The 14,039-nt window shown below is 71.7% G+C and carries 9 protein-coding genes; all 9 read left to right on the top strand.

What is annotated here, in order from left to right:
• The first annotated feature begins 55 nt into the window (after positions 1 to 55).
• The 9 genes from JT362_RS23865 to JT362_RS23905 all read left to right on the top strand — a co-directional run bounded on the left by JT362_RS23865 (position 56) and on the right by JT362_RS23905 (position 14,036).
• The gene (locus tag JT362_RS23865) at positions 56 to 1,213 is read left to right on the top strand and encodes a Gfo/Idh/MocA family protein (RefSeq protein WP_260193912.1); all 1,158 of its coding nucleotides are present in this window, start codon (positions 56 to 58) and stop codon (positions 1,211 to 1,213) included.
• Complete coding sequence (xylA, locus tag JT362_RS23870; protein ID WP_260193913.1) at positions 1,210 to 2,367, top strand: xylose isomerase; 1,158 nt, start codon at positions 1,210 to 1,212, stop codon at positions 2,365 to 2,367. Before JT362_RS23865 ends, xylA begins: the two co-directional genes overlap by 4 nt.
• 189 nt (positions 2,368 to 2,556) lie before the next feature.
• Complete coding sequence (locus JT362_RS23875; protein WP_260194138.1) at positions 2,557 to 7,074, top strand: ThuA domain-containing protein; 4,518 nt, start codon at positions 2,557 to 2,559, stop codon at positions 7,072 to 7,074.
• Between the two features lie 85 nt (positions 7,075 to 7,159).
• On the top strand, positions 7,160 to 8,332 hold the full coding sequence (locus JT362_RS23880) for an inositol-3-phosphate synthase (RefSeq protein WP_260193914.1): 1,173 nt from the start codon (positions 7,160 to 7,162) through the stop codon (positions 8,330 to 8,332).
• On the top strand, positions 8,329 to 9,183 hold the full coding sequence (locus JT362_RS23885) for an SCO3242 family prenyltransferase (protein ID WP_260193915.1): 855 nt from the start codon (positions 8,329 to 8,331) through the stop codon (positions 9,181 to 9,183). Before JT362_RS23880 ends, JT362_RS23885 begins: the two co-directional genes overlap by 4 nt.
• Complete coding sequence (locus JT362_RS23890; RefSeq protein ID WP_260193916.1) at positions 9,180 to 10,631, top strand: EboA domain-containing protein; 1,452 nt, start codon at positions 9,180 to 9,182, stop codon at positions 10,629 to 10,631. The genes JT362_RS23885 and JT362_RS23890 overlap by 4 nt, the downstream gene beginning before the upstream one ends.
• Complete coding sequence (locus JT362_RS23895; protein WP_260193917.1) at positions 10,628 to 11,491, top strand: TatD family hydrolase; 864 nt, start codon at positions 10,628 to 10,630, stop codon at positions 11,489 to 11,491. The genes JT362_RS23890 and JT362_RS23895 overlap by 4 nt, the downstream gene beginning before the upstream one ends.
• Positions 11,488 to 12,630: a metabolite traffic protein EboE gene (gene eboE / locus JT362_RS23900; RefSeq protein WP_260193919.1), complete on the top strand. Its 1,143-nt coding sequence runs from the start codon at positions 11,488 to 11,490 to the stop codon at positions 12,628 to 12,630. Before JT362_RS23895 ends, eboE begins: the two co-directional genes overlap by 4 nt.
• Positions 12,627 to 14,036 carry an alkaline phosphatase family protein gene (locus tag JT362_RS23905; protein WP_260193921.1) on the top strand — a complete coding sequence of 470 codons (1,410 nt, stop codon included), beginning with the start codon at positions 12,627 to 12,629 and terminating at the stop codon, positions 14,034 to 14,036. The genes eboE and JT362_RS23905 overlap by 4 nt, the downstream gene beginning before the upstream one ends.
• The last annotated feature ends 3 nt before the right edge of the window (positions 14,037 to 14,039 follow it).

The following is a 14,039-nucleotide window of genomic DNA, read 5'->3' on the forward strand; positions in this document are numbered from 1 at the left end:
CCACGGGCAGCGGGGTTTCGGCGAGGGTAGCGCGATTGACAACGGAGGGTGTGCGATGACAGAGGGCAGCGGGGGAACCATCGGGGTCGGCATGGTCGGCCACTCGTTCATGGGTGCGGTGCACTCACACGCGTGGCGGTCGGCGCATCGATTCTTCGACCTGCCGATGGTTCCCCACCTTGCCGTCCTCGGCGGCCGTGACCTCGGCCGAACGAAGGCAGCAGCAGCCAAGTTCGGCTGGGCGAGCGTGCAGACCGACTGGCGTGAGCTGGTCAACTCCCCGGACGTGCAGGTGGTCGACATCTGCACGCCGGGGGACTCGCACTGCGAGATCGCCCTCGCCGCGCTGGCAGCCGGCAAGCACGTGCTGTGCGAGAAGCCGCTGGCCAACAACGTGGCCGAGGCCGAGCAGATGGCCGCGGCCGCGAAGGAGGCCGCCGGGCGCGGCGTGCGCTCGATGGTGGCGTTCAACTACCGCCGGGTGCCCGCGATCGCCTACGCCCGCAAGCTGATCGAGGACGGGCGGATCGGCACCGTCCGGCACGTCCGCGCGGTCTACCTGCAGGACTGGCTGTCCGACGAGCAGGCGCCGATGACCTGGCGGCTGCGCAAGGACAAGGCCGGCTCCGGTGCGCTCGGCGACCTCGGCGCGCACATCGTGGACGCCACCCAGTTCCTGGTCGGCGACCTGCTGACCGGGGTCACCGCGGTCACCAACACCTTCGTCAACCAGCGACCGGCCGAGGACGGCGGCGTCGACGACGTGACCGTCGACGACGCCGCGCTGTTCCTCGGCCGGTTCGCCAACGGCGCCGTGGCCAGCTACGAGGCCACCCGGTTCGCGCTCGGCCGCAAGAACGGCATGCGGGTGGAGATCAACGGCTCCCGCGGCAGCCTGGCGTTCGACTTCGAGTCGATGAACGAGCTGTCGTTCTTCGACGGCGCCGACGGCGACGCGAGCGGGTTCCGCCGCATCCTGGTCACCGAGCCGACCCACCCGTACGTGGGCGCCTGGTGGCCGCCGGGGCACCTGCTCGGCTACGAGCACACCTTCACCCACGAGGTGGTCGACTTCGTCCGCGCCATCGCCGACGGCGTCGACCCGGCACCGTCCTTCGCGGACGGTCTCCAGGTGCAGCGCGTGCTCGAGGCCGTGGAGCACAGCGCGACCGAGGGTTCCAAGTGGACGGATGTTCCGGGAGGCCAGGCATGACCGACTACACCCCGCGCAAGGAGCACAGGTTCAGCTTCGGGCTGTGGACCGTGGGCTGGCAGGGCGTCGACCCGTTCGGCGTGGCCACCCGCGAGCCGATGGACCCCGCGTACGCGGTGGAGAAGCTCGCCGAGCTGGGCGCGTACGGCGTCACGTTCCACGACGACGACCTGATCCCGTTCGGCGCCGACGACACCGAGCGGTCGAGCCGGATCGCGAGCTTCCGCAAGGCGCTGGACAACACCGGGCTCGTGGTGCCGATGGCGACCACGAACCTGTTCGCCCACCCGGTGTTCAAGGAAGGCGCGCTGACCTCCAACGACCGGGACATCCGCCGGTTCGCGCTGCGCAAGGTGCTGCGCAACATCGACCTCGCCGCCGAGCTGGGCGCGAGGACCTACGTGCTGTGGGGCGGCCGCGAGGGCGCGGAGTCCGGGGTGGCCAAGGACGTCCGGGCCGCGCTGGACCGGTACAAGGAGGCGCTGGACCTCCTCTGCGGCTACGTCCGCGAGCAGGGCTACGACCTCCGTTTCGCGTTGGAGCCCAAGCCGAACGAGCCGCGCGGCGACATCCTGCTGCCGACGATCGGGCACGCGATCGCGTTCATCGGCGAGCTGGACGAGCCGGACCGGGTGGGCCTGAACCCCGAGGTCGGGCACGAGCAGATGGCCGGCATGTCCGTGGTGCACGGGTACGCGCAGGCGCTGTGGCACGGCAAGCTGTTCCACATCGACCTGAACGGGCAGAACGGTCCGCGCTACGACCAGGACCTGCGGTTCGGCAACGGTGACGTGAAGAGCGCGTTCCTGCTCGTGGACCTGCTCGAACACGGCGGCTACGACGGCCCGAGGCACTTCGACTTCAAGCCGGCCCGCACCGAGGACGAGTCGGGCGTGTGGTCCTCGGCCCGGTCGTGCATGCGCAACTACCTGATCCTGGCCGAGAAGGCGCGGGCGTTCCGCGCCGACCCGGAGGTGGCCGAAGCGCTGGCGGCGGCCCGCGTCGACCAGATGTCGGTGCCGACGCTCGGGGACGGCGAGTCGCTCGCCGACCTGCGGGCCGAGGAGCTTGACCTGGCCGAGGCGACCGTGCGCGGCGCCAAGGTGGAGCACCTGGACCAGTTGGCGCTCGAACACCTCTACGGCACCCGCTGAACGTGCGGCGTCGCCCGACCGGCACGTCGGGCGACGCCGTAATCACGGAAAGGAGTTTTCTCCCTCTTCGCGGTCCCCATTTCGGTGAGAACAAGGAGAAAAGTACCAGTGCGAGGGAACAGTCCGAGTAAGAACGCGTTAAATCCACCAGGAATCAGGCGGGTGCTTTCCCGTATCGGTGTCGCCGGTGTGGCGCTGGCCACCGGCCTCAGCCTGGCCGCGACGCCGGCCGCCGCGCACGAGGACCCGACGGTCCTGGTGTTCTCGAAGACCGCCGGATTCCGGCACGACTCCATTCCCACTGGCATCGCCGCGATCCAGGATCTCGGCGCCGAACACGGTTTCGCCGTCGAGGCCACTGAGGACGCGGCCGCGTTCACCGAGGAGAACCTCTCCCACTACGCCGCCGTCGTGTGGCTGTCCACGACCGGGGACGTCCTCAACGACGCGCAGCAGGCCGCCTTCGAGGGCTACATCGAGAACGGCGGCGGCTACGCGGGCGTGCACGCCGCGGCCGACACCGAGTACGACTGGCCGTGGTACGGCGAGCTCGTCGGCGCGTACTTCAAGTCCCACCCGCACATCCAGGAAGCCGATGTGCACGTGGAGCACCACGACCACCCGTCGACCGCCGGCCTGCCGGACACCTGGACCCGCACCGACGAGTGGTACAACTACCGCACCAACCCGCGCGAAGCGGTGAAGGTGCTCGCCACCCTCGACGAGACCAGCTACGACCCCGGCGGCGACGCCATGGGCGACCACCCGATCATGTGGTGCAAGTCCCAGGGCGATGGCCGGTCCTGGTACACCGGCGGCGGCCACACCATCGAGTCCTACAGCGAGCCGGAGTTCCTCGACCACCTCGCGGGTGGCATCCGGTACGCCGCGGGCATCGAGGCGGCCGACTGCGCGCCGAACACGGACCCGAACCAGCCGCCGACCGACGAGGACTTCGACCAGATCACCCTGGCGAAGGGCGAGCCGCAGACCGGCGAGCCGATCGCGATGGCGGTGCTGCCCGACCGCAGCGTCATCCACACCTCGCGCGACGGCCGGGTGTTCCTCACCACCCCGGAGGCGACCACCACCCTCGCCGGGCAGATCCCCGTCTACAACCACGACGAGGACGGCCTGCAGGGCGTCGCGGTCGACCCGAACTTCACCGAGAACCGCTGGGTCTACCTGTACTACGCGCCGCCGCTGGACACCCCGGCCGGTGACGCGCCGGAGAACGGCACCGCGGCCGACTTCGAACCGTTCAAGGGCCACAACCAGCTCTCCCGGTTCAAGCTGGCCGAGGACGGCACCATCGACATGGCCAGCGAGCAGCAGATCCTGCAGGTCCCGGCCGACCGAGGCCTGTGCTGCCACGCCGGCGGCGAGATCGACTTCGACGCCGACGGCAACCTGCTGCTGTCCACCGGGGACGACACCAACCCGTTCGCCTCGGACGGCTACACGCCGATCGACGAGCGGGCCGACCGCAACCCGGCGTTCGACGCCCAGCGGTCCTCCGCCAACACCAACGACCTGCGCGGCAAGCTGCTGCGGATCGACGTGCAGGACGACGGCGGCTACACCATCCCCGAGGGCAACCTGTTCGCCGAGAGCACCGAGAAGACCCGCCCGGAGATCTACGCCATGGGCTTCCGGAACCCGTTCCGGTTCGCCGTGGACCCGGAGACCGGCTGGATCTACCTCGGTGACTACGGCCCGGACGCCGGTGCGCCCAACCCGGAGCGCGGCCCGGGCGGCACCGTCGAGTTCAACCTGATCAAGGAGCCGGGCAACTACGGCTGGCCGTACTGCGTCGGGGACAACGAGCCGTTCGTCGACTACGACTTCGCCAGCCAGACCTCCGGCGAGCCGTTCGACTGCGCGGCACCGAAGAACGAGAGCCCGCACAACACCGGCCTGGTCGACCTGCCGCCGGTGCAGCCGGCCTGGATCCCCTACAACGGGGACTCGGTGCCGGAGTTCGGCAACGGCCCGGAGTCGCCGATGGGCGGCCCGACCTACCACTTCGACCCGGAGCTGGACTCGCCGACGAAGTTCCCGGAGTTCTACGACGGCAAGAACTTCGCCTACGAGTGGGATCGGGGCTGGATCAAGACGATCGAGGTCGGCGCGAACGGTGAGCGCGGCGCGATCGAGCCGTTCTTCGACTCGATGACGCTGACCAGGCCGATGAACATCGAGTTCGGTCCCGACGGTTCGATGTACGTGCTCGACTACGGCAGCGGCTACTTCGGCGGCGCCGAGGACTCGGCCGTCTACCGGATCGACTACACCAAGGGGAACAACACCCCGCAGGTGCGACTGGCCGCGGACAGGACGTCCGGTCCGGCACCGCTGGACGTGGCGTTCGACCCGACCGGCACCGCCGACGAGGACGGCGGCGACCTGACCTACGCGTGGGACTTCGACGGGGACGGCACCACCGACTCCACCGAGGAGGGCCCGGTCTCCCACACCTACTCGGAGGTCGGCCAGTACACCGCGCACCTGTCGGTGACCGACGAGTCCGGCCTGACCGGCGCGGCCAGCGTGGTGATCACGGTGGGCAACACCGCGCCGGAGGTGAAGCTCGACCTCCCGGCCAACGGCGGGTTCTTCGGCTTCGGTGACACGGTGCCGTTCAAGGTCACGGTGACCGACCCGGAGGAAGGCACGATCGACTGCTCCAAGGTGACCGTGGAGTACATCCTCGGGCACGACAGCCACGGCCACCCGCTGTCCCGGGCGACCGGGTGCGAGGGCACGATCGAGACGCCGGCGGACGAGGGTCACGGCCTGGACGCCAACGTGTTCGGGGTGATCAACGCCAGCTTCACCGACTCCGGCGCGAACGGCGCCCCGGCGCTGACCGGCTCCGACGAGATCATCCTGCAGCCCAAGCTCAAGCAGGCCGAGTTCTTCTCGGAGAACAACGGCACCGAGGTGGTCAACCAGGGTGACGCCAGCGGCGGCAAGCGGGTCGGCTACATCGACGACGGCGACTGGATCAAGTTCGACCCGGTGAACCTGACCGGGGTGGACGCGATCGGCTACCGGGTGTCCTCCGGCGGCGCCGGCGGCACCATCACCGTCCGCAAGGACGCGGTCGACGGCCCGGTCGTGCAGACCGTGGACGTGGCCAACACCGGTGGCTGGGACAACTACGTCGACATCCCGGCCGCGCCGATCACCGACCCGGGCGGCAGTGGCCCGCTGTACCTGGTGTTCAACGGCACCGGCACCGGCGGCCTGTTCGACGTGGACGCCGTCAACGTCGAGGGCTCGGGTGTCGCCGACGGCGGCGGTCCGGCCGAGTGCCAGCCGTGGACGCCGGACGAGGGCTACCGCGCCCTGTTCGACGGCACCTCGGCGAGCCTGGACGGCTGGCGCCAGTCCGGTCCCGGGAGCTTCGAGCTGCAGCCGGACTGCACGATCAGGTCCGTCGGCGGCATGGGCCTGCTGTCGGTCGACGAGGAGTGGGGCGCCTACAGCCTCAAGCTGGACTGGAAGATGGCCGGGGACGACAACTCCGGCATCTTCGTGGGCTACCCCGACCCGGGCGACGACCCGTGGGTCGCGGTGAACCAGGGCTACGAGATCCAGATCGACGCGACGGACGCGCCGGACCGCACGACCGGCTCGATCTACACCTTCCAGGCGGCCGACATCCCCGCGCGGGACGAGGCGCTCAACCCGCCGGGGGAGTGGAACGCCTACGAGATCGTCGTGGTGGGGCAGACCATCCGGGTCTACCTCAACGGGGTGCTGATCAACGACTTCACCAGCACCGACCCGGCGCGGGACCTGACCCAGGGCTTCGTCGGGATCCAGAACCACGGCGACAGCGACGACGTCTCGTTCCGCAACATCCAGATCTCCGAGATCGTGGACGAGACGGCGCCGGTGACCGAGGCGACCTTCGAGCCGGCCGGCGCCGAGGGCTGGCACCCCGGCACGGTTCCGGTCGAGCTCACCGCCACCGACGCGGGCGGCCAGGGCGTGACCAGCATCGAGTACAAGCTCGACGACGGTCCGTGGACGACCTACACCGGCACCGTCGAGGTGACCGGTGACGGCGCTCACACCCTGCTCTACCGGGCGACGGACCGGGCCGGGAACGTGGAGGCGGAGAAGGCCGCCACGATCAAGATCGACGGCACCAAGCCGACGCTGATGGTGGCCGGGGTGGCCGACGGCCGGGTCTACGGCGACGCCACCGACGTGGTGCTGTCGTGGCACGCCGAGGACGCCACGTCCGGGGTGCGCACGGTGACCGGTGAGCTGGACGGCTCGCCGGTGGTCTCCGGTCGCACGCTCGCGCTGTACCAGCTGCCGCTCGGGCTGCACTCGTTCTCGGTGTCCGCTGTGGACACCGCAGGCAACACGCAGACCCAGGCGGTGGACTTCGCGACGACGACGTCCCTGCGGGACATGAGCCAGCTGATCGACCGGTTCCGGGCGACCAACCGGCTCACGGTGTCCGAGCACCAGCAGCTGGAGTCGCTGATGAAGAAGATCCGCCGGGCCGAGGCGAACGGCAAGGACGCCAAGGCCGTGCGGTTCCTGAACACGTTCGTCCAGCTTGTGACGGACGAGACCTTCATCCGCGACGCGGACATCCGTACCGTTCTCGAACGTGATGCCCGCGCGATGATCGATTCCATCGAAGGGGTGGCCGTGCTGCCCCGAGCGGTGAACTCACGATGATCGGTTGAACTCTCGGTGGGTCGGCGGCCCGTGCCGCCGGCCCACCGAGGTCACCCGATTCGTGGATGGAAAGGGGTCTGCACACATGTCAGCGAACGAACCGACCGGGCTGTGGCTGGTCGGCGCCCGTGGGTCGGTGGCCACCACGGCCGTGACCGGCCTGTTGGCCCTGCGCGCGGGGTTGACCGCGCCGACCGGCTGTGTGACCGAGCGTGAGCCGTTCACCCGCCTAGGTCTGCCCAGCTGGGAGAACCTGGTGGTCGGCGGGCACGACGTGGTGTGCACGCCGCTGGACAAACGAGCCGAGCAACTGGCCGAGTCGGGTCTGATCCCGCCCCGCGTCCTGGCCGCGACCACGACCGGCCTGCAAGCCGCCGACACCGAGATCCGCGACGGCTACCACCCGGCCACCCACACGGGTTCCCAGGCCGAGGCCGCCGAGCACCTGACGTCCGACATCACGTCGTTCCGCGAGCGCCACGGTCTCGCGCGCGTCGTGGTGGTGAACGTGTCCTCCACCGAACCCCCCGTACCGCACGTCCCCGAGCACGACTCCCTGTCCGCGCTCGAGACCGCGCTGGCTGACCCGACCCGCACGGTCCTCCCCCCGAGCAGCCTGAACGCCTACGCCGCGCTCCGAGCCGGCTGCCCGTTCGTGGACTTCACCCCGTCCCCCGGGATGCGCCTCCCCGCCCTGCACGAGCTGGCGGTGGCCGAGGGTCTCCCGTACGCCGGCTCCGACGGCAAGACCGGCGAAACCCTGCTGCGGACCGTGCTCGCCCCCATGTTCACCGCCAGAGCCCTGCGCGTTCGCTCCTGGGCCGGCACGAACCTCCTCGGCGGCGGCGACGGCGCGAACCTGGCGGATCCCACGCAGGCCAAGGGCAAACTGGACTCCAAGGCCAGGGGCCTCGCGGCGCTGCTCGGCGAGGGCGTGACCGCTCCGCTGCACATCGACAACGTGCCCGACCTGGGCGAGCAGAAGACCGCGTGGGACCACGTGTCGTTCGAGGGCTTCCTCGGCGCGCGGATGAGCCTCCAGCTGACCTGGAACGGCCTGGACTCCGCCCTGGCCGCCCCCCTGGTCCTGGACCTGGCCAGGCTGACCGCCGCCGCCCACGCGGCCGGCGAGTCGGGCCCCCTGGGTGCGCTGGCGTTCTTCTTCAAGGACCCCATCGGCTCCGACGAGCACCGCTTCGCCGAGCAGACCACCATGCTCACCGAGTGGGCCGAGTCCCTCGGGGAGCGGCGGGCGTGAAGGCCTACCTCCAGCTCGTCCGCGCGCCGGCCGCGTTGACCGTCCTCGGCGACACCGTCGCCGGGGCCGCGGCGGCCGGCCGGCCACTGCGCGGGCGACGCCTGCTCCTCCCGCTGTCCTCCGCCGCCTTCTACTGGTCCGGCATGGCCCTCAACGACTGGGCCGACCGCGACCTCGACGCCACCGAACGCCCCGAACGCCCCATCCCCTCCGGCCGCGTCACCCCCGAGGGCGCGCTCGCCGTGGCCGGCGGCCTCACCGCCACCGGCCTCGGCCTCGCCGCGGTCGCCGGCGGCCGGGACGCGGTCAAGGTCGCCGTGCCGCTCGCCGCCGCGGTCTGGGCCTACGACACCGTCCTCAAGTCGACCCCCGCCGGCCCCGTCGGCATGGCCGTCTGCCGGACCCTCGACGTCCTCCTCGGCGCCGGGGCCAGCAACGCCCGCACCGCCCTCCCGGCCGCCGCCGCGGTCGGCGGGCACACGCTCGGCGTCACCGCCCTGTCCCGCGGCGAGGTGCACGGCGCGTCACCCGCCACCGCCACCTCCGCGCTCGCCGGCACCGCCGTCGCCACCGCGGCGGCGGTCGGCGGGCGCGCCCGCTCGATCCGCCACCGGCTCGGCGCGGCCACCGCGGCCGCGCTGTACTCCACCACCGTCGGCAGAGCACAGCTCGACGCCAGGCAGGACCCCTCCGCCGCCACCGTCCGGCGGGCCACCATGGCCGGCATCCACGGCATGGTCCCGCTCCAGGCCGCGCTCGCCGCCCGCCGCGGGTCCCTGCTCGGCGCGCTCGCCGTCGCCGCCGCGCTGCCGGTCGCCCGCGCCCTGTCCCGGAAGGTGAGTCCGACATGACCTTCCACCTCGGGTACGGCACCAACGGGTTCGCCAACCACCGCCTCGACGACGCCCTGCGCGTGATCGCCGACCTCGGCTACACCTCCGTCGCGCTCACCCTCGACCACCACCACCTCGACCCGTACGGCGACGACGTCGTCTCCGCGACCGACCACGTCGCCGTGCTGCTCGGCCGGCTCGGGCTGCGGTGCGTCGTCGAGACCGGCGCCCGCTACCTGCTCGACCCCACCCACAAGCACCACCCCACGCTGGTCTGCGACGAGCCGGAGCGCCGGATCGACTTCCTGCACCGCGCCGTGCGCATCGCCGCCGAGCTCGACGCGGACTGCGTGTCGTTCTGGTCCGGCATCCGTCCCTCCTCAGTGGACCCGGGAACCGCGTGGCGGCGGATGCGCGACGGCACCGCCGCGGTCCTCGACGAGGCCGGGGCACTGGGCGTCCGGCTGGGACTCGAACCGGAGCCGGGCATGTTCGTCGAGCGCCTGGCCGACGCGCTGCGCCTTCGCGAGGAGCTCGGCGCGCCGGACCTGCTCGGCATCACGCTGGACGTCGGCCACTGCGTCGCGGTCGAGCCGGAGGACGCGGCGGCCTGCATCCGCCGTGCCGCCGGCCTGCTCGTCAACGTGCAGCTGGACGACATGCGCACCGGGGTGCACGAGCATCTCGAGTTCGGCGAGGGCGAACTCGATCTGCCGGCGACCCTGGCCGCGCTGACCGAGGTCGGCTACTCCGGCGTCGCGGCGGTCGAGCTGCCTCGGCACAGCCACGCGGCGCCGGACGTGGCCACCCGAGCGATCGCCGCGCTGCGGGCGGCGCTCGAACCGGGACCGCACGACGTGGAATGGGTGAGCGACGTGGACCATCCCTGGCTGGTGGACGCCGAGCAGCGGGTCCGCAGTGACCCGGCGGCGATCCGGACACTGTTCCCGGCGGTCGGGCGCAAGGTCGGGCGGGCGGCACTGCGCCCGGAGTCCGACCCGCAGGGCCTGGTGCACGGCACCGTCGACGACCTGGCCCGCACCCGCCTGCTGGCCGTGCTCGCCGAGGTGCTCGACGCACCTGCGCTGGCCGGCGAGGTCGCCGAGCTGTACCGCTACGGCGACGACGCCGAGCGCCGAGGCGTGCTGCGCGGGCTCACCACGCTGCCGCCCGACGCCGTGCCGGCCGGACTGGAGATCGTCCGGGACGCGTTGCGCGCCAACGACATCCGGCTCGTCGCCGCCGCGATGGGCGAGTTCGGTGCGCGGAACCTGGACGACCACGCCTGGCGGCACGGGGTGCTCAAGTGCCTGTTCGTCGGCGTGCCGCTGGCCGCCGTGGTGGAGCTGTCCCGCCGCACCGACGGCGAGCTGCTGCGGATGGTCGCCGACTACGCCGACGAGCGCCGCGCCGCGGGCCGTGACGTGCCCGCCGACGCCGAACGACTGCTGGAGGTAGGCGCATGAGGATCTTCGACCCGCACATCCACATGACGTCGCGGACCACCGACGACTACGAGGCCATGTTCGACGCCGGGGTGCGCGCGCTGGTCGAGCCGTCGTTCTGGCTCGGGCAGCCGCGCACCAGCGTCGCGTCGTTCACCGACTACTTCGACAGCCTCATCGGCTGGGAGCGGTTCCGGGCCGCGCAGTTCGGCATCCGCCACCACTGCACGATCGCGCTGAACCCCAAGGAGGCCAACGACCCGCGCTGTCGCGAGGTGCTCGACCTGCTGCCGCGCTACCTCGCCAAGGACGGCGTGGTCGCGGTCGGCGAGGTCGGCTACGACTCGATGACGCCGGAGGAGGACGAGGTCTTCGCCGGGCAGCTCCAGCTCGCGGTGGAGCACGAACTGCCCGCCCTGGTGCACACCCCGCACCGGGACAAGCTCGCCGGCACCCACCGCACCCTCGACGTGGTGCGCGAGTCCGGCCTGGAGCCGGGCCGGGTGCTGGTGGACCACCTCAACGAGCCGACGGTCGCGGTGGTCGCGGACTCCGGCTGCTGGATGGGCTTCTCCATCTACCCGGACACCAAGATGGACGAGCAGCGCATGGTCGCGATCCTGCGCGAGTACGGCACCGACCGGATGATCGTCAACTCGGCCGCCGACTGGGGCCGCTCGGACCCGCTGAAGACGTACAAGACCGGCCTGGCCATGCTCGGCGCCGGGTTTACCGAGTCCGATGTGGACAAGGTGCTGTGGCGGAACCCGGTGGAGTTCTACGGGCAGAGCGACCGGCTGGTGCTCGACGAGCTGCCCGGCTTCGCGCCGTCGACCGAGACGTTCGCCGGCAACTCGGTGCTGCGCGGGGGCGGTGCATGACGGTCACCCCGCTGTCGTACTGTACCAACGTCCATCCCGCCGAGGACCTCGACGGCGTGCTGGCCCAGCTCGACCGCTACGCCGAGCCGGTGCGCCGGCTGGTCGGCACCGACGTGCTCGGGCTCGGCCTGTGGCTGCCGGCCGCGCTCGCCGCCGGCCTCGCCGACGACCCGGCACTGCGCGCGAAGCTGCGCACCGAGCTCGACGCACGCGGCCTCGAGGTGCACACGCTCAACGCCTTCCCCTACGGCGGCTTCCACGACGAGGTCGTCAAGCACTCGGTGTATCGTCCACAGTGGACGGACCAGCGCCGGCTGGAGTACACCCTGGACTGCGCGACCGTGCTGGCCGACCTGCTGCCCGACGGCGCCCGCTACGGCAGCATCTCCACCCTGCCGCTGGCCTGGCGCACCCCGTGGGACGACGCCGACGACGCGGCCGCGATGCGCGCGCTGACCGAGCTCACCGCCGTCCTCGACGGCATGGCGAGCCGCGACGGCCGCCCGATCCGACTGGCCGTCGAGCCGGAGCCCGGCTGCGTGCTCGACTCTGTCGCCGACGCGGTCCGCTGGCTCGCGCCCCGGGTCGACCCGCGCTACGTCGGGTTGTGCCTGGACACCTGCCACCTCGCGGTGTCCTTCGCAGACCCGGCCGAGACCGTCGCCGAGATCCACCGGGCCGGCCTGTCCGTGGTCAAGGTGCAGGCGTCGGCGGCGCTACAGGTCGAGGAGCCGGCCAGCGAGGCCGCCCAGCAGGCACTCGCCGACTTCACCGAGCCGCGCTACCTGCACCAGGTGCGCGAGCGCACCGAGGACGGCGTCGTGCTCGGCGCCGACGACCTGCCCCAGGCGCGCACCGAGCTGCCCGCATTGCGCACCTGGCGGGTGCACTTCCACGTGCCGCTGCACGCCCGCCCGGCCGCCCCGCTGTCGGCCACCACCGACGTCCTGCGTGCCGCCGTGGCCGCGCTGGCGTCTACTGTGGACGAATTGCCGCACGTCGAGGTGGAGACCTACACCTGGAGCGTGCTGCCGGAGACCGCGGGCAACGGTGGCGACACCGCACTGATCCGCGGCATCGCCGCCGAGCTGCGCTGGGCCGCCGCCCAGCTGCTCGGCCAGGACGGAGGGGTGAGATGAGCACACCGGTCGTGCTGATCGACGTCGTGGGGCTGACGCCGAAACTGCTGCGGTACATGCCGAACCTGACCGCGCTGGCGCACCGGGGCTGGCAGGCCGAGCTGGGCACCGTGCTGCCCGCGGTGACCTGCAGCGCCCAGTCGACGTTCCTGACCGGCAGGATGCCGGCCGAGCACGGGATCGTCGGCAACGGCTGGTACTTCCGCGACCTCGGCGAGGTCTACCTGTGGCGCCAGCACAACCGGCTCGTCCAGGGCGAGAAGGTCTGGGAGGCCGCGCGCGCGGCGAACCCCGACTTCACCGCGGCGAACGTCTGCTGGTGGTACGCGATGGGCGCCACCACCGACATCACGGTCACGCCGCGTCCGATCTACCACGCCGACGGCCGCAAGTCCCCCGACGCCTACGTGCGCCCGCCCGCCCTGCACGACGAGCTGGTCGGCGCGCTCGGCGAGTTCCCGCTGTTCCAGTACTGGGGCCCGACCGCGGCGCTGACGTCGAGCGAGTGGATCATCGGCGCGTCCCGCAAGGTGCTCCGCGAGCACCACCCGGACCTGCTCCTGGTGTACGTCCCGCACCTGGACTACGACCTGCAACGCCACGGCCCCGACGGCCCCGAGGCGATGCGTGCCGCCCGCGAGGTGGACGCCGCGCTCGCCCCGCTGCTGGCGGACGCGCAGAACGCTGGCGCCACGGTGGTCGCGCTGTCCGAGTACGGCATCACGCCGGTGCGCCGCCCGGTCGACATCAACCGCCTGCTGCGTACCGAGGGGCTGCTCGAGGTTTACACCCAGGCCGGCATGGAGTACCTCGACCCGTGGACGTCACGCGCGTTCGCGGTCGCCGACCACCAGGTCGCGCACGTGTACGTCAACGACCCGGCCGACCTGCCCCGGGTCCGCGACCTGCTCGGTGAGCTGTCCGGCGTGGACGAGGTGCTGGACCGCGAGGCGCAGGCCCGCTACGGCATCGACCACGAACGCGCCGGGGAGCTGGTGGTCACCGCCGAGCCGGACGCCTGGTTCACCTACTACTACTGGCTCGACGACGACCGCGCCCCGGACTTCGCCCGCGGGGTGGAGATCCACCGCAAGCCCGGCTACGACCCGGCGGAGCTGTTCTTCGACCCCGCGGACAAGCTGGTCAAGGCGAAGGCCGGGCTGAACCTGGTGCGCAAGAAGGTCGGCCTGCGGTACGCGATGAGCACGGTGCCGCTGGACCCGTCGTACGTGCGCGGCTCGCACGGCCGGCTGCCCGACCGCCCGGAGGACGGTCCGGTGCTGCTGTGCTCGGTGCCCGACGCCGAGCCGGGCGACCGCGTCGCGGCGACCGAGGTCCACGATCTTCTGCTGAGGCTGCAAGGGATAGGCGAGGGCAGTTCGAAACGAGCCGGCTCCGCCAGATGACCA

It is taken from the genome of Actinophytocola gossypii, assembly GCF_025165815.1.
In the GTDB taxonomy this organism is placed as follows: domain Bacteria; phylum Actinomycetota; class Actinomycetes; order Mycobacteriales; family Pseudonocardiaceae; genus Actinophytocola; species Actinophytocola gossypii.

Excerpts from the sequence above, each read along its gene's own strand:
- JT362_RS23865 (WP_260193912.1), top strand. The coding sequence starts at position 56 with ATGACAGAGGGCAGCGGGGGAACCATCGGGGTCGGCATGGTCGGCCAC.
- xylA (WP_260193913.1), top strand. The coding sequence starts at position 1,210 with ATGACCGACTACACCCCGCGCAAGGAGCACAGGTTCAGCTTCGGGCTG.
- JT362_RS23880 (WP_260193914.1), top strand. The coding sequence starts at position 7,160 with ATGTCAGCGAACGAACCGACCGGGCTGTGGCTGGTCGGCGCCCGTGGG.
- JT362_RS23890 (WP_260193916.1), top strand. The coding sequence starts at position 9,180 with ATGACCTTCCACCTCGGGTACGGCACCAACGGGTTCGCCAACCACCGC.
- JT362_RS23895 (WP_260193917.1), top strand. The coding sequence starts at position 10,628 with ATGAGGATCTTCGACCCGCACATCCACATGACGTCGCGGACCACCGAC.
- eboE (WP_260193919.1), top strand. The coding sequence starts at position 11,488 with ATGACGGTCACCCCGCTGTCGTACTGTACCAACGTCCATCCCGCCGAG.
- JT362_RS23905 (WP_260193921.1), top strand. The coding sequence starts at position 12,627 with ATGAGCACACCGGTCGTGCTGATCGACGTCGTGGGGCTGACGCCGAAA.